This is a genomic window from Synechococcus sp. 1G10 (assembly GCF_002252625.1).
GTDB lineage: Bacteria > Cyanobacteriota > Cyanobacteriia > PCC-6307 > Cyanobiaceae > Regnicoccus_A.
The window spans coordinates 227,706-244,758 of record NZ_NQKW01000002.1 but is presented as its reverse complement, the minus strand read 5'-3'; the positions used below and the strand labels follow the sequence as shown (position 1 = coordinate 244,758).

21 protein-coding genes are annotated in these 17,053 nt (G+C 67.6%); 18 read left to right on the top strand and 3 right to left on the bottom strand.

What is annotated here, in order from left to right; genetic code table 11:
• Position 1: 1 nt before the first annotated feature.
• Positions 2 to 115, bottom strand: a complete 114-nt coding sequence (gene petG / locus CJZ82_RS03300) for a cytochrome b6-f complex subunit V (RefSeq protein ID WP_006170345.1) — start codon at positions 113 to 115, stop codon at positions 2 to 4.
• Between the two features lie 73 nt (positions 116 to 188).
• Between petG and CJZ82_RS03295 the strand changes: the two genes are divergently transcribed.
• The 14 genes from CJZ82_RS03295 to CJZ82_RS03230 all read left to right on the top strand — a co-directional run bounded on the left by CJZ82_RS03295 (position 189) and on the right by CJZ82_RS03230 (position 11,909).
• Positions 189 to 587 carry a cytochrome c gene (locus CJZ82_RS03295; RefSeq protein ID WP_094554360.1) on the top strand — a complete coding sequence of 133 codons (399 nt, stop codon included), beginning with the start codon at positions 189 to 191 and terminating at the stop codon, positions 585 to 587.
• Positions 584 to 1,372 carry an RNA methyltransferase gene (locus CJZ82_RS03290; RefSeq protein ID WP_094554359.1) on the top strand — a complete coding sequence of 263 codons (789 nt, stop codon included), beginning with the start codon at positions 584 to 586 and terminating at the stop codon, positions 1,370 to 1,372. The genes CJZ82_RS03295 and CJZ82_RS03290 overlap by 4 nt, the downstream gene beginning before the upstream one ends.
• A gap of 33 nt (positions 1,373 to 1,405) precedes the next feature.
• A complete protein-coding gene (locus CJZ82_RS03285; protein WP_094554358.1) occupies positions 1,406 to 2,494 on the top strand; it encodes a serine hydrolase in 1,089 nt (362 codons plus the stop codon).
• Positions 2,495 to 2,500: 6 nt separating this feature from the next.
• Complete coding sequence (locus CJZ82_RS03280; RefSeq protein ID WP_094554357.1) at positions 2,501 to 3,928, top strand: DUF3370 domain-containing protein; 1,428 nt, start codon at positions 2,501 to 2,503, stop codon at positions 3,926 to 3,928.
• A complete protein-coding gene (gene bchI, locus CJZ82_RS03275) occupies positions 3,925 to 5,010 on the top strand; it encodes a magnesium chelatase ATPase subunit I (protein ID WP_094554356.1) in 1,086 nt (361 codons plus the stop codon). The genes CJZ82_RS03280 and bchI overlap by 4 nt, the downstream gene beginning before the upstream one ends.
• Positions 5,011 to 5,014: 4 nt before the next feature.
• Positions 5,015 to 5,476, top strand: a complete 462-nt coding sequence (gene ruvC, locus CJZ82_RS03270) for a crossover junction endodeoxyribonuclease RuvC (RefSeq protein ID WP_094554355.1) — start codon at positions 5,015 to 5,017, stop codon at positions 5,474 to 5,476.
• Complete coding sequence (locus CJZ82_RS03265) at positions 5,476 to 6,081, top strand: 5-formyltetrahydrofolate cyclo-ligase (RefSeq protein WP_094554354.1); 606 nt, start codon at positions 5,476 to 5,478, stop codon at positions 6,079 to 6,081. Before ruvC ends, CJZ82_RS03265 begins: the two co-directional genes overlap by 1 nt.
• A gap of 54 nt (positions 6,082 to 6,135) precedes the next feature.
• Positions 6,136 to 6,351 (top strand): hypothetical protein, encoded by a 216-nt coding sequence (locus tag CJZ82_RS03260; RefSeq protein WP_094554353.1) that lies wholly within the window; start codon positions 6,136 to 6,138, stop codon positions 6,349 to 6,351.
• A 51-nt stretch (positions 6,352 to 6,402) separates the two neighbouring features.
• Positions 6,403 to 6,924 carry a hypothetical protein gene (locus CJZ82_RS03255; RefSeq protein WP_233130002.1) on the top strand — a complete coding sequence of 174 codons (522 nt, stop codon included), beginning with the start codon at positions 6,403 to 6,405 and terminating at the stop codon, positions 6,922 to 6,924.
• 43 nt (positions 6,925 to 6,967) lie between these two features.
• Complete coding sequence (locus tag CJZ82_RS03250) at positions 6,968 to 7,387, top strand: SufE family protein (protein WP_094554415.1); 420 nt, start codon at positions 6,968 to 6,970, stop codon at positions 7,385 to 7,387.
• A gap of 34 nt (positions 7,388 to 7,421) precedes the next feature.
• On the top strand, positions 7,422 to 8,726 hold the full coding sequence (locus tag CJZ82_RS03245; RefSeq protein ID WP_198949633.1) for a homoserine dehydrogenase: 1,305 nt from the start codon (positions 7,422 to 7,424) through the stop codon (positions 8,724 to 8,726).
• A 299-nt stretch (positions 8,727 to 9,025) separates the two neighbouring features.
• Entirely contained in the window at positions 9,026 to 9,256 is a 231-nt protein-coding gene (locus CJZ82_RS03240) for a hypothetical protein (RefSeq protein ID WP_094554351.1), read from the top strand.
• 89 nt (positions 9,257 to 9,345) lie between these two features.
• A complete protein-coding gene (locus CJZ82_RS03235) occupies positions 9,346 to 10,893 on the top strand; it encodes an ABC transporter substrate-binding protein (protein ID WP_233130012.1) in 1,548 nt (515 codons plus the stop codon).
• A complete protein-coding gene (locus CJZ82_RS03230; RefSeq protein ID WP_094554349.1) occupies positions 10,890 to 11,909 on the top strand; it encodes an ABC transporter permease in 1,020 nt (339 codons plus the stop codon). Before CJZ82_RS03235 ends, CJZ82_RS03230 begins: the two co-directional genes overlap by 4 nt.
• Positions 11,910 to 11,918: 9 nt before the next feature.
• Here the strand turns inward: CJZ82_RS03230 and CJZ82_RS03225 are convergent, their stop codons facing one another.
• Entirely contained in the window at positions 11,919 to 13,517 is a 1,599-nt protein-coding gene (locus CJZ82_RS03225) for an alpha/beta fold hydrolase (RefSeq protein WP_094554348.1), read from the bottom strand.
• On the opposite strand from CJZ82_RS03225, the gene CJZ82_RS03220 reads away from it, so the two are divergent.
• Positions 13,493 to 14,743, top strand: coding sequence for an MFS transporter (locus CJZ82_RS03220; protein WP_233130001.1), 1,251 nt, complete (start codon positions 13,493 to 13,495; stop codon positions 14,741 to 14,743). The genes CJZ82_RS03225 and CJZ82_RS03220 overlap by 25 nt on opposite strands.
• Before the next feature lie 15 nt (positions 14,744 to 14,758).
• On the opposite strand, the gene CJZ82_RS03215 is transcribed toward CJZ82_RS03220, so the two are convergent.
• Positions 14,759 to 14,989 (bottom strand): hypothetical protein, encoded by a 231-nt coding sequence (locus CJZ82_RS03215; protein WP_094554346.1) that lies wholly within the window; start codon positions 14,987 to 14,989, stop codon positions 14,759 to 14,761.
• Between the two features lie 128 nt (positions 14,990 to 15,117).
• Between CJZ82_RS03215 and CJZ82_RS03210 the strand changes: the two genes are divergently transcribed.
• The 3 genes from CJZ82_RS03210 to CJZ82_RS03200 all read left to right on the top strand — a co-directional run bounded on the left by CJZ82_RS03210 (position 15,118) and on the right by CJZ82_RS03200 (position 17,039).
• A complete protein-coding gene (locus CJZ82_RS03210) occupies positions 15,118 to 15,831 on the top strand; it encodes a peptidase (RefSeq protein WP_198949632.1) in 714 nt (237 codons plus the stop codon).
• 146 nt (positions 15,832 to 15,977) lie between these two features.
• Positions 15,978 to 16,190, top strand: a complete 213-nt coding sequence (locus CJZ82_RS03205; protein ID WP_233130000.1) for a hypothetical protein — start codon at positions 15,978 to 15,980, stop codon at positions 16,188 to 16,190.
• Between the two features lie 48 nt (positions 16,191 to 16,238).
• On the top strand, positions 16,239 to 17,039 hold the full coding sequence (locus CJZ82_RS03200; RefSeq protein ID WP_094554344.1) for an SDR family NAD(P)-dependent oxidoreductase: 801 nt from the start codon (positions 16,239 to 16,241) through the stop codon (positions 17,037 to 17,039).
• Positions 17,040 to 17,053 lie beyond the last annotated feature (14 nt).

Here is a 17,053-nt window from a genome sequence, read left to right as displayed (position 1 = left end):
CTCAGCCGCCCAGAGCACTGCCACGGCGGTACTGGTTCCAGGCCGCCACGAACAGGCCCACCAGGGTGATCGGGATCAAACCCAGAACGATGCCGCAGAGGAGGGGTTCAATCATCGGGAGCCGGAAGATTTGCCTCCCGCAATTCTCCCACGGCCAAGGCAGGCTGGGAGGGTCTTCCGAGTGATCCGTGACCGGCGATCCTTCCACCATTCTGGAGGCCCCCCAGGCGCCGGCTCAGCGTCAGGGCCTGATCACCGCCCTGGTGCTGCTGGCAGCAGCAGGATGCATCCTGCTGCTTTTGCTCCTCCTTCCGGCGGCCCGCAGTGATCCGTACACCCGCCGCACCCTGGAGCTTTCGGGCTCCCCTGAAACCGGGGCTCGGCTGTTTCGGATGAACTGTGCCGGCTGCCACGGCATCGCCGCCCAGGGACTGGTGGGTCCCAGCCTGCATGGGGTGAGCCGGCGCCGCAACGACCGCCAGCTGATCCGCCAGGTGGTGAGCGGCCGCACTCCGCCGATGCCGCGCTTCCAGCCCGAACCCCAGGCCATGGCCGACCTGCTGGCCCATCTCCGCAGCCTGGAGTGAGGGTCGGCTCGACGCCCAACTGCCCAGATCTGGCCTTGGTGCTGGTGGAGCCAGCCGGTCCCTTGAATGTGGGCAGCGTGGCCAGGCTCTGCGCCAATTTCGCAGTTCACGACCTGCGGCTGGTGGCTCCCCGCTGTGATCACCTCGGCGAGGAAGCCCGGCGGATGGCTGTCCACGCTGGGACGCTGCTTGAAGCTGCCAAGGTCTATCCGGATCTGGCGGCAGCCATCGCCGACCGCACCCGGGTGGTCGCTGCCAACGGACGGGTGGACTCGCAGGCGGTGCCCATCGAAGGACCCGCCCAGGCCATCCCCTGGTTGCTTGGACACCCGAGCGGGCCTGGGCCAGCGCAACGAACCAGTGCCGGGGCGCTGGTTTTCGGGCGGGAAGACCGGGGCCTGAGCACCGACGAACTGCTCCAGGCGGGCCGCATCCTGCAGATCGGCACCGACGCAGGCTACCCCTCCCTCAACCTGTCCCATGCGGTGGCCATCACCCTGCATGAACTGCGCAGCTGCCAGCAGGGGGAAACTGCAACCCGACCAGGCGGCCCGACCCCGCTGATCGGGCCAGAACCCGCTGCTCGGGAGCTGCTCGAAGCAGCCCTCGTCGATGCCGAGGAACTGCTGCTGGCAGTGGGGTTTGTTCTCCCCCACACGGCCCATGCCCGGATGGCCAAGCTGCGGGCGCTGCTGCAGCGTGCCCAGATCAGCGCCGAGGAAGTGGCCCTGGTCCGGGGCATGGTCCGTCAGCTGCGCTGGGCCAGCCAGCGGGGAACCCCCTAAGGTCCTGCCATCTCCGTCGCCCCTGGCTGCATCGTGCGTACGGGTCGCTCCCCCCGTTCCGGATCCCCCGGCTGGTTTCAACCCCTGGCTCTTGTCCTGCGCCTGCTGGTGATGGGCCTCGGCCTCGGGGTGCTCACCGGCACCGCCTTGAAACAACTGGCTCCGAAGCTGGCCCAGGGGGCGATGGAAGCCCCCAAGGCCAGCAGCGCCAGCTCACCGGTACCCACCCCCAGGGGCGGGCTGGCCCTGGGCCGCTTCGAGCCCAGGGTGGAGCTCACCAAGCTCAGCCAGAGCTGGAAGGCCCTGGCCGCCGAGCACAAGGATCTGAAGGTGGGCGGCTTCCTGCTGGTTCTCGATGACGGCCGTTTCGCCCAGCTCAATCCCGACATACCCCTGCCAGCGGCCAGCTCGATCAAGACCCCGATCCTGCTGGCGGCCCTCGACGACCTGGACGCCGGCAAGCTGCGCTGGAACGAGCCGCTGCCCCTCACCAAGGAGGTGATGGGTGGGGGAGCCGGCTGGATGGCCAGCCGACCGCTGGGCACCCGCTTCCCCTTTTATGAGGCCGCCACCGAGATGATCCGGGTGAGCGACAACACCGCCACCAACCTGCTGATCAAGCGCCTCGGGGGCAAGGCCGCCACCAATGCCCATTTCCAGGCCCTGGGCCTTCCATCCACGGTGATCAACAACTGGCTGCCCGATCTCGAGGGCACCAACACCACCAGCCCCCGTGACCTGGCCCGCTCGATCGCCCTGGTTGACATCGGCGAGAAACTCAGCCCCCGGGCCCGCGACCATTTCCGCACGATCATGGCCACCTCCCGCACCAACACCCTGCTGCCCGCAGGTCTGCTCAAGGGTCTGGGGGGCACCTCCAGCGACCCCGACAGCGAGCTGATGGCCCGGGGACTGACCGTGCTCAACAAAACCGGCGACATCGGCATCGCCTACGCCGACGCCGGGCTGATCGAACTCCCCAACGGCAAGAGAGCCGTGGCAGGGTTCATGGTCAAAGGCCCGTTCAACGACCCTCGCTCCACCGATCTGATCCGCGCCATGGCCGCCGCAGTAAGCCAGACCCTCGTGGGTCGCAGCGACCCCTCATCCCAACCGCGCTGAGCCCTGATGCCATTCCTGACCATGGCCGCCGGGCTGCTGCTCTCGGCCGGCGCGGCTCCAGCAGCGGCACCGCCCGCCAGCACGGAGCTGAGACCCCAGCAGGTGCGTCCACTCAGCGGCGGGCTCGACCGGGTGCCTGTCGTCAACGACAACAACCCCGAGCTGATCATCAAGCCCGGCATCCTGCTCTCCACCTTCAACGGCCGCGGGAGCCTCGCCGGCCAGCCGTTCTCGAGCCCCGACGCGCACCTGAACGTTCCCCTGCAAGGACGCTTCGACCTGTTCAGTCACCACGTCTATGCCGGGCGCCCCGAAACCCTCGAGTCGGTGCTCTGGCTGGGGGTGGTTGCGGCCCCGGTGAACAGCAAGCCGGTGCGGCTGCGGGTGCTGGGCGGATCCACGGCCCTCTCCCAGTCGAGTGATCCAAGCCAACCGGCGGCCCCCTTCCTGCCCCTGCCTGCGCTGATGTCCCACGACGGCAGTTCGGTGTTTGCCGGCCCCGGCTCACGCGTGGCGGCTGAACTGCTCCAGAACCGCCGAGGCGCAGGGATTCCCCAGGAATGGACCCTGGCCCCGGGCCAGCTCACCACCATGCTGGCCCTGCCGATTCCCGTGAAAGGGCTCGATCCCCTGCTCAATGGCCGCAACCTGCAGCTGCGGCTGGAGAGTGACGGCCCCGTGCAGTTGGCCACCCTGGCCGCCTTCGGTGGCGAGCAGCCGCCGGGGCCGGACGTCTGGAGCGGCCTGCTGCGCGCCGGGCTCAGCGCCAAGGAGCATGTGCCCACGCCCAGGGGCCAAACCGGAGGCATCATCTACTCAAGGGTGAGCGGGGTGCAAACCGGCAGCCGCTGGAGTGCCCAACTCACCGATCCAGGCAGCAAGCTGCTCTCCGTTCGCAGTGCGCCGGTGTCCTGGCCGATCGCCTCGCTGGAGCGGGGCAGCCTGGGCAGCGGTCAGGTCCAGACTGCTGAGCTAAAGGCCTTCTACCCGGGAACCGCCTGGGCCGCCCACGGCAACTACGGCGTGGAATACGACCTGATCCTCCCTCTTGTGAACGACAGCAAGGGGCCAGTGGCCCTCGATCTGGCCCTGGAATCCCCCCGCAAGACCGACAGGGCCGAAGGTGGCCTGCGCTTCAACCTCAACCCGCCGCGGGCCGTTGTCTTCCGCGGCACGGTGGAAGTGAGTGGACTCGATGGGCCGGCGGGCCGCCCCGCCGGTCGGCGCTGGTTCCATCTTGTGCAGCGCCAGGGAGAGAAGGGCCCCAGCCTTGGACGCATCAGCCTGGCCCCCGGACAGCAGCGGCAGGTGAGGGTGCGACTGATCTACCCCGCCGACGCCACGCCCCCTCAGGCGCTGAGCCTGCTGCCCGCTCCCGCGCTCCCACAGGCAGCTGTGAAACAATCCGAATCCGTGCCGGCCCCCCGTCCGTGAGTCAGACCCGCAAACGCAGGGCGTTTCCCTTCACCGCCATCGTCGGCCAGGAGGAGATGAAGCTCGCCCTGCTGTTGAACGTGATCGATCCACGCATCGGTGGGGTGATGATCATGGGCGACCGGGGCACGGGCAAGTCCACCGCTATCCGCGCCCTCGCGGATCTGCTGCCGGAGATCGATGTCGTTGCCGGCGACCCTTACAACAGCTCCCCCAGCGACCCCGACCTCCAGAGCGCCGAGGTGCGCGAGCGGGCGGAGAACGGCGAAACGCTGCCGCTGGAGCGGCGCCAGGTGCCGATGGTGGATCTGCCCCTGGGCGCCACCGAAGACCGTCTCTGCGGCACGATCGACATCGAGAAAGCCCTGAGCGAAGGGGTGCGGGCCTTCGAGCCGGGCCTGCTGGCCAAGGCCAACCGGGGCCTGCTGTACGTCGATGAAGTGAACCTGCTCGACGACCACCTGGTGGACGTGCTTCTGGATTCGGCCGCGTCCGGGTGGAACACTGTGGAGCGGGAAGGAATCTCGGTGCGCCATCCGGCCCGCTTCGTGCTGATCGGCTCGGGCAACCCGGAGGAAGGGGAACTGCGCCCCCAGCTCCTGGATCGCTTCGGCATGAGCGTGGAGGTGCGCACGGTGCGGAATCCGGAGCTGCGGGTGCAGGTGGTGGATCAGCGCACTGGCTATGACAGCGATCCTGACGGCTTCAACAGCCATCACCAAGGTGCCCAGGAGGCGCTGCAGGAGCGCGTGGTGCAGGCCCAGCAGCGGCTCCCCCAGGTGCTGATCGACCCTGATCTGCGCATCCGCATCTCGGCGGTGTGCGGTGAGCTGGACGTGGACGGCCTGCGCGGCGACATCGTCACCAACCGGGCGGCAAGGGCCCTGGCCGCCTTCGAAGGCCGCAGCGAAGTGAGCGACGACGACGTGGCCCGGGTGGTGGCCTGCTGCCTGCGCCACAGGCTGCGCAAGGATCCGCTGGAGCAGATCGACTCCGGCGATCGCGTCATCAAGGTGTTCTGCAAGATCTTCGAGATGGCGGACACCGCCCGCGACGCCTTCCAGCTGGCCCTGGCGGCCTGAGTCCTTGCGCATCCTCGGCATCGATCCTGGCCTGGCCCGCGTCGGCTACGGCCTGATCGAGACCGGCCCGCCGCAGCGACTGCTGGACTGCGGCATGATCCGCACCGAGGCCGGCACTCCGGAGGGTGAGCGGCTGGTGGAGATCGCCCGCGACCTGCGCTGGCTGGTCCGCCGCTGGAGCCCAGACCTGGCCTCCGTCGAGAAATTCTTCTTCTACCGCTCCAGCACCACGATTTCGGTTGTGCAGGCCCGCGGCGTGGTGATGATGACCCTGGCCCGGCTGAAGGTGCCGGTGGTGGAATACCCGCCGATGCAGATCAAGCTGGCCCTGACGGGCTCAGGCCATGCCGACAAAAATGACGTGCTCGACGCCGTCATGCGGGAACTGGAGCTGGAGCATCCCCCCCGCCCCGATGACGCCGCCGATGCCCTCGCCGTGGCCCTCACCGGCTGGTTTCAGCGCTGATGGCGGGCGAACCGGGGCTGGACGACCCCAAACCCGTCTGGCGCCGGCACTTCCGCCAGCGGCGGGCTGATCAACCGGAGGCGCAGCAGGAACGGCTGCTGGAGCAGGCCCTGAGCGGGGTGCCGCCCCTGCTCAGGCCAGACCAGCGGCTTGGCCTTTACTGGCCTCTGGCCGGTGAGCCGGATCTGCGTGAACTGGCCCGGGCGCTTCCAGGCCGGCTGGCCCTGCCTGCCATCCGGGCTCTGGCAGAGAACAGGAGGCTCGGCTACGAGGTCTGGAAGAGCGCGGATCCTCTCCGGCTCGATGCCGCGGGGGTGCCGGCGCCGGCACCTGCAGGCAGGCCGCTGCCAGCCACGGCCCTTGGCCTGCTGCTGGTGCCGGCCCTCGCCTTCGACAGACGCGGCTTCCGGCTGGGCTACGGCGGTGGTTGGTTCGATCGGCTGCGAGCCGATCCCTCCTGGCGCGCGGTGCCGGCCCTGATCGTGGCCCCCGCCACCTGCGCGGTGGAGCAATTGCCGGTGGACCCGTGGGATGTTCCCTTCGATGGCTGGCTCAGCGAAGCGGGGATCGAATGGTTGCAACCTGTTGAGAGGTCCGGACTTTGATCGTCCCAGCGTCGATCCCTTTGCCAGGATCCCCGGGTTCGAGCCCTAACTTCCTTGGACCTCAGCTTCGTTCACTCCCGCCCCTCTCCCGCCCGTCGGGTCGGTGCCACCGCATTCGGAGCCGGCACGGTGCCCGAGCGGGTGATGGCCGCTGAGCTTGGCCACCGCTCCCAGCCGAGTGAAGCTCTCTCGATGATGGTCAGCTCGATGGTGCGCATGGTCCAGGCCGGCAAGGGTCAGGCTGCCGGCAGCCGCTGGTCAGCCTCCTGAAGTCGCCTTAGTTTTAGAGCCACTTCCCTCGGACGCGACCACGCCCTGCCGATGACGACTCCACGTTTCACCGGGCTCTCCAGCCAGCTCACCCTCGCGGCGCTGGCGGCATTGGTTGGCTTGATCGCGGCTCCAGGCAGGGTCGAGGCCCACGCGATCGAATCCAGTCTGGATCGGCTGGAATCCCTGCGCGACGGGCTGATGCTCGAGAGCCACTTCTCCAATGGTGAACCCGTGAAGGGCGCCACAGTGAGGCTGGTGCCCCCCGATGGGGGCCAGCCCGTGGAGGTGGGTCAGATCGATGCCAAGGGGCGCCTCAGCTTCAACATGCCCAAGGGGGCTGACGGCAACTGGGAGTTACAGGTGGATGCAGGTCCCGGACACCGGGATTTCCTTGAGGTGCCAACCCAGGCGGGCCAGGCCCAGCTCGATCGGGTGAGCAGTTCCGATCCGGAGCTGAAGCCCACGCTGTTCTCAGTGCATGAACATCGATCGCTGCTGCTGATTGGCGGGATCACCGGGCTGGGCGCTCTGGTGGGTGGGCTGGCGATCCAGCAGCGCCGCCGCGGCTGAGAGCAAGCGCCACACTGGGGTCACTTCTCTTTTGACCCAGTCCATGAGCACCGGCAGCGACAGCCTTGACGCGATCGTGGAGCGGCTGCGGGGCACCAGCGACCCCAAGCGCCGCTACGAGTACGTGCTGTGGCTGGCCAAGAAGCTCGCCCCCCTGCCCGAGGAATTCCGGCAGGAGGTGTTCAAGGTGAAAGGCTGTGTCTCCCAGGTGTATGTGGTGGGGCAACTGGTCGACGGCAAGCTCCACTGGCAGGGGGATTCCGATGCCCAGATCACCAAGGGGCTGCTGGCACTGCTGATCGCCGGTCTGGAGGGTCTGGCGCCCAACCAGGCCGCTGGTCTGGACCCTGGCTTTCTGGCCGAGACAGGCCTTCAGGCCAGCCTCACCCCCTCCCGAGCCAATGGATTCCTGAACATTCTCAAGATGATGCAGGCCCAGGCCAGGAGCCTGGCGGCGGAATGATTTCTAGGATCATCGGTTTCGCGGTGTTATCGGTATGACCATCGGCATCGGCTTGCTCGGTCTGGGCACGGTGGGAGCCGGTGTCGCCGAGATCCTCACCTCCCCAGAAGGGCGCCATCCACTGGTGGCGGAGCTGGAGCTGCGGCGCATCGCCGTGCGCGATCCGAGCCGCCCCCGGCCCGTGGCCCTGCCACCCGAGCTGCTCAGCACTGACCCGGCGGAGGTGGTGAACGATCCCTCGGTGGAGATCGTCGTGGAGGTGATGGGTGGGCTGGAGCCGGCCCGCAGCCTGATCCTCGCGGCCATTGCCGCCGGCAAGTCGGTGGTGACGGCCAACAAGGCCGTGATCGCCCGCCATGGCGAGGAAATCGCCGATGCAGCAGCCCGCCAAGGGGTTTATGTGCTGATCGAAGCGGCGGTGGGCGGAGGCATTCCCATCATCGAGCCCCTCAAGCAATCCCTTGGAGGCAACCGCATCCAACGGGTGAGCGGCATCATCAACGGCACCACCAATTACATCCTCAGCCGCATGACGGATGAGGGGGCTGCTTACGCCGAGGTCCTGGCGGAGGCCCAGAAGCTGGGTTACGCCGAAGCCGATCCCGCCGCCGATGTTGAGGGCCATGACGCGGCCGACAAAATCGCGATCCTCGCCGGGCTGGCCTTCGGCGGCTCGGTGGAGCGTTCCTTGATTCCCACCGTCGGCATCAGTGACCTGCAGGCGAGGGATGTGAGCTACGCCAGCCAGCTGGGCTACCGGGTGAAACTGCTGGCGGTGGCCCAGCACCTTGGCACTGCGGCAGATGGCAGCGAATGCCTTGATGTGCGTGTGCATCCGACGCTCGTCCCCTCTGACCATCCACTGGCGGTGGTGAATGGGGTCAACAACGCGATCCTGGTGGAGGGAGATCCCGTGGGACAAGTGATGTTCTACGGCCCTGGGGCAGGGGCAGGCCCCACCGCTTCGGCCGTGGTGGCCGACATCCTCAACATCGCCGGCATCCGCCAGATGGGCGGCACCGGCGGAGGGCTGGATCCCCTGCTGGCGGCCAGCCGCTGGCGCAGCTGCAGCCTGGTGGAGAGTTCCCGCACCAGCCACCGGAATTACGTGCGCCTGCAGACCAGCGACCAGGCCGGAGTGATCGGCCGCATCGGCAGTTGCTTCGGTCACGAGGACGTCTCGATCCAGTCGATCGTGCAGCTGGAGGCCAGCGGTGGACAGGCTGAAATCGTGGTGATCACCCACGAGGTGGAGGAGGCCCGGTTCCAGGCGGCCCTGGCCGCGATCCAGGCCATCTCAGGGGTCCAGAGCGTGGCAGCCTGCCTGCGCACCCTCTGAGGCCCTGAGGCCATCAGCAGACCTGCTGGTGGCCAAAACGAGTGCTCATGCCGCTGCGCTTGACGGGCAGGGGCCGTGCAGGGCCAAGATATAAACATTCCGTCAGCAGTATTCGGATGCTCATCCGCTCACCTGGCGCCGCATGTTGTCCAGGTTGAACGCCACCTGAGCAACCCCTGCGAAATCCTGAGCCGACAACGGCTTTTCCCCACTCCTCCGCTTCCCGGTACCCAGCCCTGTCCGCCGTCCCTGCCAGCCCCGATCAGGGCTGCCGTTCGCCCCACAGCCCAGCGACCGCCATGACCCTCCATCAGGGTGACTGCGTTCACCTCAGTGCCGACATGGCGCTCAGCGCCGGACCCACGAGCGATGGCCTGTATCAGGTGATCGGTGTCGATGCACCCCATGACCGCTGCTGGGTGCGCCGCTGGCCCCTGGCGCGGCACGGCTCTCCGGTGTTCGAGGTGTCGATCCGCCAGGTGGAACTTCATCACCTGCCCCATTCCCAGAGCTGCCCGTCGCGGTCTTGAATGGGGGCCTCTGACCATCCTCCAGGAGCCTCCTGAACGCTTTGCCTGGCTTGAAGCGGCTGCGCACGGTGTCCTTGCTGGCCATCCTGATGGGGGCGCTGCTGGGTTGTCAGCCCCAAGGGCCCGGGGGGCGGCTGGTGGTGGGCAGCCGCACCAGGATCGATTCGGTGGACCCGGCCGCCACCTACAGCTTCGGGGCTCTCCAGCTGATCAGCGCCATCGGCGATCCGCTCTACGTGATCGATGCCAAGGGTCAGCTGGAGCCACGGCTGGCCACGGCCCTGCCGAGGCTGAGTCCGGATCGGCTCACCGCCTGGGTGCCGCTGCGGCAGGGAGTCCGCTTCCACGACGGCACCCGCTTCGATGCCGCCGCCATGGTGTTCACCCTGGAGCGGTTTCTGGCCATCGGCAAGCTCAGTTATCTGCTGGGGGATCGAATCGTTTCAGTGCGGGCCAGTGGCAGCCATGAGCTGGAACTGAAGCTGCGGCGCCCCTTCACCGCCCTGCCCCAGATGCTGAGCGCCGTCAGTCTCACGCCCCTTTCCCCCACTGCCTACCGAAGCCACGACAAGCGCTTCCTCAACGACCGCTTCGTGGGCACTGGCCCTTACAAGCTCACCTTCTTCGCCGACCAGCAGCAGCGGCTGGAGCCCTTCAACGACTACTGGGGGGAGCGTCCAGCCAACAAGGGGCTTGACCTGGTCAACCTCAGCAACTCCACGGCTCTCTACGGGGCCATGCGCAGCGGCGAGGTGGATGTGCTGCTCTCCACGAGCCTGGAGGGCGACCAGCAGCTCTCCCTGCACCAGGACGCCCAACGGGGACGGTTGCTGGAAGGGGTTGGTCCGGCGCTGGAGATCGGGTACCTGACCCTGCTCAGCGACCAGCCGCCCCTGAAGAACCCGCTGGTACGCCGTGCCATTGCCCACAGCCTTGACCACGAACTGATCAGCCAGCGGGTGACCCATGGCCTGCGGCCGCCGCTGCGAGATCTGGTGCCCCCCAGCCTGAGCGGCTCCGAACCGACGGCCTGGCCGGCCTACGACCCGGCGCAGGCGCGGCGGCTGTTCGAGCAGGCCGGCTACTGCCGGGGCCGCACGCTGAACCTGCCCTTCACCTTCCGCTCCAACATCCCCGCCGACAAACTCTTCGCCCTGATCTGGAAGGAACAGCTGCGCCGGGATCTGGGTGACTGCATCGTTCTGGAGGTGAGCGGCATGGAATCCACCACCGCCTACCGTCAGCTCGGCGAGGGGGCCTTCGCCTCGATCCTGCTGGAGTGGATGGGCGACTATCCCGACGCCGACAACTACCTGCAGCCGCTGCTGGGCTGCAACAAGGCCGTGGGCTATCGCTGCCTGGAAGGGCCCAGTGCCGCCAGCGGCAGCTTCTGGACCCGCCCGGGCCTGAACGAGGAGCTGCTCCTCAGCCAGAGCCTGGAGGGAAGCGAGCGGATCGAGCTGCTGAGGCGTCTGCAGCGGGACACCGCCGCCGCCGCCCCCTACATCCCGGTCTGGCTGGTGGCGCCACGGGCCTGGGCCCAGGCCAGCCTGAGCACTCCCGTGTTCGATGGTTCCGGCCGCGTGGTGCTCAGCCAGCTTCAGCAGCGGCCTGCCGCTTCGAGGCCTGCGCCATGAGCCGCCGCCGTCAGCTGCTGGGCTACCTGGGCAGCCGGCTGCTGCTCGCTCCTGTGATGCTCTGGCTGATCGCCACTCTGGTGTTTCTGCTGCTGCGGCTGGCGCCCGGGGATCCCATCGACGCCCTGCTGGGCACACGGGCGCCGGAGGCGGCGCGTCAGGCCCTGCGCCAGCAGCTGGGGCTCGACCAGCCCCTGCCGGCCCAATACGGCCACTTCCTGGCCGATCTGGTCAAGGGGAATCTGGGGGAATCGCTCACCAACCAGACACCGGTGCTGGAGGTGATCCGCCAGAGCCTGCCGGCCAGCCTCGAACTGGGACTGTGTGCGCTGCTGATCGCCGCGGTGCTCGGGTTGGCGGTGGGCTTCAGCGGCATCGCTCGCCCCGAGGGCAGGCTCGATCTGGCCGGCAGGCTCTATGGCATCGGCACCTATGCCCTGCCGCCGTTCTGGGCCGCAATGGTGATCCAGCTGATCTTCGCCGTCTGGCTGGGCTGGCTGCCGGTGGGAGGGCGCTTCCCCGCCACCCTGATGCCTCCCAGCGGCAGCGGCTTCTATCTGCTCGACAGCCTGCGCGCCGGCAATCCCCAGCAGCTGGCCGGCAGCCTGCGGCACCTGGTGCTGCCCGCCAGCACCCTGGGCCTGCTGCTCAGCGGCATCTTCGCCAACGCCCTGCGACTCAACCTCCGCAGGGTGCTGCGCTCCGACTACGTGGAAGCGGCCCGCAGCCGGGGCCTGAGTGAAACCCGGGTGGTGCTGCGCCATGCCCTGCCGAATGCGCTGCTGCCAGTGCTCACGATCACAGGTATCACCGTGGCGTCTCTGATCGGTGGCGCCCTGCTGATCGAGGTCACCTACTCCTGGCCCGGCATCGCCTTCCGGCTGCAGGAGGCCATCGGCCAGCGCGACTACCCCCTGGTGCAGGGGATTGTGGTGGTGGTGGCGGCCCTGGTGGTGCTGGTGAGCGTGACGGTGGACATGCTGGTGGCGGTGCTGGATCCACGCATCCGCTTCTGAGCCACGCCTTCAGCGGCCGATGCGGCTGCGCCAGCGCCGGGCATTGCGGCCGTCAAGCACATAGGCCGTCACGCCATCGCGGCTGCGGCGCTGAGGGGCCATCGGCGCGGCCGTGTCCACTGACGCCAGGAACTCGCTGGTGAGGCTGAGCAGCAGCTCCTGGACCCGCACCGGCTCCACCCCCACCAGGCCATCACCGAGCCGCCAGAGCGCCTGCTCGTGCTCCTTGACGCGCACCACGGAGAAGTGGCTGCCGCCCTCCACCATCACCAGACGGCTGCGTGGATCCGGGTGCTGCAGGAACAGTGCCAGCTGCTCGCTCACCGGCGGGGTGACCAGATCCAGCCCGCCGCCTGTGATCAGCAGCGGGGCCTTGAGCCGCTCCAGACCACGGCCAGGCCAGAGCAGGCTGCCGAAGCCGTTCAGGCTCACCACGGCAGCCAGGGTTCTCGGCTGGCCGCTGGCCGGCTCCGGCAGGGCCACCTCCTGAAGCTGACATTGCAGCAATCTGGAGATGTTGATCAGGGGGATCACATCCAGAGCCCGGTCGCAGCGGCGGGCCAGGCCCGGGGCCGGGCGCAGACCGCTCGCCAGCAGCGCCGAAAGCCCCCCCAGGGAGTGGCCCATCAACACCACCGAGTGGCCAAGCCGGGGAATCTGCCCCTGCCCCTCCGCCGCCAGGACCGCCTCCACATCCGCCAGACGATCGGGCAAGGTTTCAGCCCCGGGCGGAGGGCGCTGGCCATCGAGCATCTGGCGCACCGCCGTCTCGTTGCTGCCGGGGTGCTCGATCAGAACCACCGGCCAGCCCCTGGCCGCCAGGCCCTGGGCCATCCAGCCGAGCTGGGCACTGCTGCCCCCCAGTCCCGGCATCAGCACCACCCATGAACCCTGGCGGGGCGTCGCGGCCGGCCAGAGTTCAAGCTCCAGCGGGGCTGACCGGTGGGCCACCGTCAGGGCAATGGATCTGGGACTGAGCTCAGGCTGAATCGCCGAGAGCCGTTCCCTGGTCGCTGAATCCTTCCGGATGCGCAGCGGCAGGTCCCGTAATCTCTTCAGCGCAAGAGCCTGCTCGTCCAGCTGCTGCCGCCAGAGGCCCGCGAGCTGCAGCAGCCCATCGAGATCGAGGGTGAGCTGGGGAGTGGGCACCGCCAGCAACAGTTCCACGAACCGAATCGGCTCGGGCCGCTGCAGCCGCTCCCGCAGGGTGGTGAGCAGCAGCACGCCGCTGCCGGGTTTCCCTCCAGCGAACAGTTCGCCCACCTCCTGCAGCACCTGGCGGCCAGCCCAGCTCTGCAGCAACTGCAGAGCGAAGCCGCGGTCACGCAGCAGGGGTGCCCGCAGCAAGGACACCAGATCGTCGCGACTGCGCTCATCGAGCAGCTCGAACCAGATGGCCAGTTCACTGCGGCTGCCCTTCGGGTCCCGGCTCCAGGCATCGAGCTGGTGCAGATCGAGGGGCAGCGAGAGGCCATCGAGCTGCACATCCAGCCGGTCGGCGGCCCGAGCTGAAACTGCCAGCAGCGGCGTCGCCGAGCCCACCAGCAGACTGGTCAGGAGTGCCAGCCCCCGGCGAACGTGTTGTGACTGAGCCGCAGGCAGGAGCAAGCCAACCGATCTGGTGGCTCCAGTTTCCCGCGCCGCTGCGCGAACTGACCGTGATCCGGCTGGTGGGCAGCTTCGGGGCTGGGGGGATCCTCTATCTCACCCCGGTGGTGTTTCACCAGGCGCAGTTCTCGGCCCTGGAGGTGGGTCAGGGCCTGGCCGCCGCGGCACTGGCCGGCACCCTGGGGCGGCTGCTGAGCGGCTGGTGGCTCGACCATGGCCTCAGCACCACCCGGCCGGTGCTGCTGGCGGCACTGATCTCAGTGCTGGCCGACAGCCAGCTGTTCAGGGCGGAAACCTTCGTCGCCTTCGTGCTGGGGCAGGTGCTGCTGGGCACGGCGATGGGGATCTACTGGCCGGCGATCGAGCTGGCGGTTCCCCTGAGTGCGCCGCCCCTGCCCACCAGCCGTGCCTACGCGCTGGTCAGAACCGGTGATGCCCTGGGCGTGGCCCTGGGGGTGCTGCTGGGAGCCCTGCTGGCGGGCAGCCGACACCTGCGCGGCATCTATCTGGTCGACATCGCCTGCATGGTGGTGGTGATCACCCTGCTGCTGCGCTCGCCTCTGCCCGTGGCGGCCGCCAGCAGCGACGGGGATCGCCGGCTGCCCTGGCGCCAGTGGGTGAAGCCCCTGCTCCCCCTGCTGGGGGTGACGCTGCTGGCCACGGCCATGGTGTCGCTCCTGCAGAGCGCCTTGCCGCTGGATCTGGTGCGCGGTGGGCTGGAGCGGGCACCGCTGCCCGAGAGTCTCGGGGCCCTGCTGCTGGGCCTGCAGCTCAGCTTGCTGCTGCTGTTCCAGTGGCCTCTGGGGCGCTGGCTGTCGGAGCGGCCGGTGGCCTTTGGGTTGGGCTGGAGCCTGCTTGGCTTTGCGCTCGGCAGCCTGCTGCTGGCCCTCTCAGCCCTGGGCTGGCAGAGCCTGCCCCTGCTGGTGCTGGCCCAGGTACCCCTGGCGGCAGCGGCGGCGGCCTTCCTCCCAACCGCCAGTGAAGCGGTGATCGAAATCACTCCGGCAACGCACCAGGGGATGGCTCTGGCCCTGTTCTCCCAGTGCTTCGCGATCAGCTCGTTTGTGGCTCCTCTGGTGGGGGGCTGGCTGCTGGAAAACCAACGGCACGGAGCCGGCCTCTGGCTCTTGATGACAATGCTGAGCCTGCTGGGGCTGCTGCTGGTGGGGGAGCTGAACCGCTTCCATCCCCACCCCGGTCAGCGGCGGATCCAGGCGGGCCCCTGAGCAATGGCGCGCCCCTCAGGTGCCCTCGACCTGGGTGTTGGCGTTGGCCTTCTGGGCACGGATCCAGGCTTCCGACTCATGGGGGAGCGGCTCGGTGCCGTATTCCCAGTCGTCGTAGTCGGGGTCGTTGCGGATCCGCTGGTGCAGTTCCTTCTGAACCTCGAAGTTGTGGGGGTGATCGGCGGGAGCGGCCGGATTGATTGGCGCTTCCGGATCGTTGGCGGGAGACGTCTGGGATGTGGGCATCACCGGCCACTGCAGCTGCTCCCATTGTCCCCCCTCAGTGGGGCGCCGCCGGGACAGACGCTGGAGCGGGTCCACCGTAAAAATGGAGCCGCCAAAGCGAAAATCAGACTGTGACGTATTGCGTGGGCATGCTGCTGCAGGAGGGTCTGGTGATGGCCTCCGATTCGCGCACCAATGCCGGCGTCGATGATTTCGCCAGGTTCTGCAAGATGACCACCTTTGAGCGGCCCGGTGATCGGGTGATCGTTCTGCTCAGTTCGGGCAGCCTGGCCGGCACCCAGGCGGTGGTGAGCCTGCTGCAACAGCGGGCCAGTCGCAACGATGGCACCTCCACCCTGTGGAACGCCCAGACCCTGTTCGATGTGGCCATGCTGGTATCGGATGCGATGCGCGACATCGAGCATCGCGATGCCCCCTTCATGGAGGGCAGTGCACTGAAATTCAACGCCTCATTCATTCTGGGCGGCCAGATCAGGGGGGAAGCCCCGCGGCTGTTTCGCATCTACGCCGAAGGCAACTTCATCGAAGCTGGCGAAGACACACCCTTCCTGCAGACCGGCGAAGCGAAATACGGCAAGCCGATCATCGACCGTGTGATCACCCCGGCCACGACATTGGCTGATGCCACCAAATGCGTACTGGTGTCCTTCGATTCCACCATGCGCAGCAATCTGTCGGTGGGCATGCCGATCGACCTGATCTGGTACGAGCGCGACAGCCTGGCCATTCGCCACAGACGCCGCTTCCTCGATGGCGACCCCTACTTCTCAGCCCTGAGCACCGGCTGGAGCACCGGCGTACGCCACGCCTTCCGCGGGCTTCCGGCTCTGGACTGGTCTTGAGCCCTGTATTCAGAGTGACCGAGTCAGGCAAGCAGACATCCATGCAGCAGCCGTGAATCCTGAAAAAATCCTGCAGACCGGTATGGCCGTGTACCTCAGACGACGATCGATTCCAGAATTCTTTTGGACTGCTGATAAGTATGAACATGCTCCTCGAAACACCAGGCGGCTTCGATGACACAGGCGCCGACTGCGCCGACTACACCGGCTGGATGAAGGAGGCCGGATTCTCGACAACGCTGATGGAGCATCCCTTCGGGCCCGACTCGATGGTGATCGCGATCAAGTATCCCAATCCCGCCAGCGAGTCTGGTTCAACCTCGATCTGGCTGCAGACTGATGCACCAAGCGGAGCCTGACCCCATCAGAGTTCCAGCCATTGGTTTTAACCGTCCATTGTTTTTACGATGTCACAGATTGACCAACTGCCAGCGGGCGTCGTCGTGGTCACCGGTGCCAGTCGCGGCCTGGGCCGCGAGCTTGTGAATCAGCTCCGCCAGCGCGGGCGTCCCGTGATTGCTGTGGTGCGCAGGATTGAGAGCTGCACCCTGCCAGCCGACGACGACGATCTGCAACTGGTGGAAGCTGATCTTTCCACCCCCGCCGGAATCGAGGCTGCCATCGAGGGCATCGAGCTTGCCCTGGGCGCCCGGAGCATCGCAGCCCTGGTGAATGGAGCCGGGGCGGTCACGCCGGTCGGTCCGCTGGTGGCTCACTCCAGCAACGCCATGACGGCGGCTCTGACGCTCATGGCCATTGCCCCCGCGCGGCTGAGTGTGGCCTTGGCGCAGCGCATGCTGCCCGCAGTCCGGGTGCTGAATCTCTCCACCCGCTCAGCCCACGAAACCTTCCCAGGGCTCTCCCTCTACTGCATGAGCAAACATGCCCTGCATTCCGTGAGCCGCTCCCTGCAGCTGGAGTGCTCGGCCACCATGGCGGTGGCCGAGCTGATCCCCGGGGAAGTGGATACGGACATGCAGGCGGATCTGCGCACTCCCGATCCGGCCGACTTCGAGATGGCGGCCTTTTTCCGCATGAACCAGCCCAACTTGATCCCCACGGAACTGGCCGTGGCATTCATCGCCTGGGTACTGCTGGACACCCTTCCGGAGGATTACGCCCGCACCGACCCCTGGTATGTCTATGACGCAAGCATCCACCACGAGTGGGTGCCGCAGGGGATGGTCTTCAACTATCCAGAGCCCTGACCTGAGCCTGGGAG

Excerpts from the sequence above, each read along its gene's own strand:
- petG (WP_006170345.1), bottom strand. The coding sequence starts at position 115 with ATGATTGAACCCCTCCTCTGCGGCATCGTTCTGGGTTTGATCCCGATC.
- CJZ82_RS03280 (WP_094554357.1), top strand. The coding sequence starts at position 2,501 with ATGCCATTCCTGACCATGGCCGCCGGGCTGCTGCTCTCGGCCGGCGCG.
- CJZ82_RS03265 (WP_094554354.1), top strand. The coding sequence starts at position 5,476 with ATGGCGGGCGAACCGGGGCTGGACGACCCCAAACCCGTCTGGCGCCGG.
- CJZ82_RS03255 (WP_233130002.1), top strand. The coding sequence starts at position 6,403 with ATGACGACTCCACGTTTCACCGGGCTCTCCAGCCAGCTCACCCTCGCG.
- CJZ82_RS03250 (WP_094554415.1), top strand. The coding sequence starts at position 6,968 with ATGAGCACCGGCAGCGACAGCCTTGACGCGATCGTGGAGCGGCTGCGG.
- CJZ82_RS03245 (WP_198949633.1), top strand. The coding sequence starts at position 7,422 with ATGACCATCGGCATCGGCTTGCTCGGTCTGGGCACGGTGGGAGCCGGT.
- CJZ82_RS03240 (WP_094554351.1), top strand. The coding sequence starts at position 9,026 with ATGACCCTCCATCAGGGTGACTGCGTTCACCTCAGTGCCGACATGGCG.
- CJZ82_RS03235 (WP_233130012.1), top strand. The coding sequence starts at position 9,346 with ATGGGGGCGCTGCTGGGTTGTCAGCCCCAAGGGCCCGGGGGGCGGCTG.
- CJZ82_RS03230 (WP_094554349.1), top strand. The coding sequence starts at position 10,890 with ATGAGCCGCCGCCGTCAGCTGCTGGGCTACCTGGGCAGCCGGCTGCTG.
- CJZ82_RS03215 (WP_094554346.1), bottom strand. The coding sequence starts at position 14,989 with ATGCCCACATCCCAGACGTCTCCCGCCAACGATCCGGAAGCGCCAATC.
- CJZ82_RS03210 (WP_198949632.1), top strand. The coding sequence starts at position 15,118 with ATGCTGCTGCAGGAGGGTCTGGTGATGGCCTCCGATTCGCGCACCAAT.
- CJZ82_RS03205 (WP_233130000.1), top strand. The coding sequence starts at position 15,978 with ATGCTCCTCGAAACACCAGGCGGCTTCGATGACACAGGCGCCGACTGC.
- CJZ82_RS03200 (WP_094554344.1), top strand. The coding sequence starts at position 16,239 with ATGTCACAGATTGACCAACTGCCAGCGGGCGTCGTCGTGGTCACCGGT.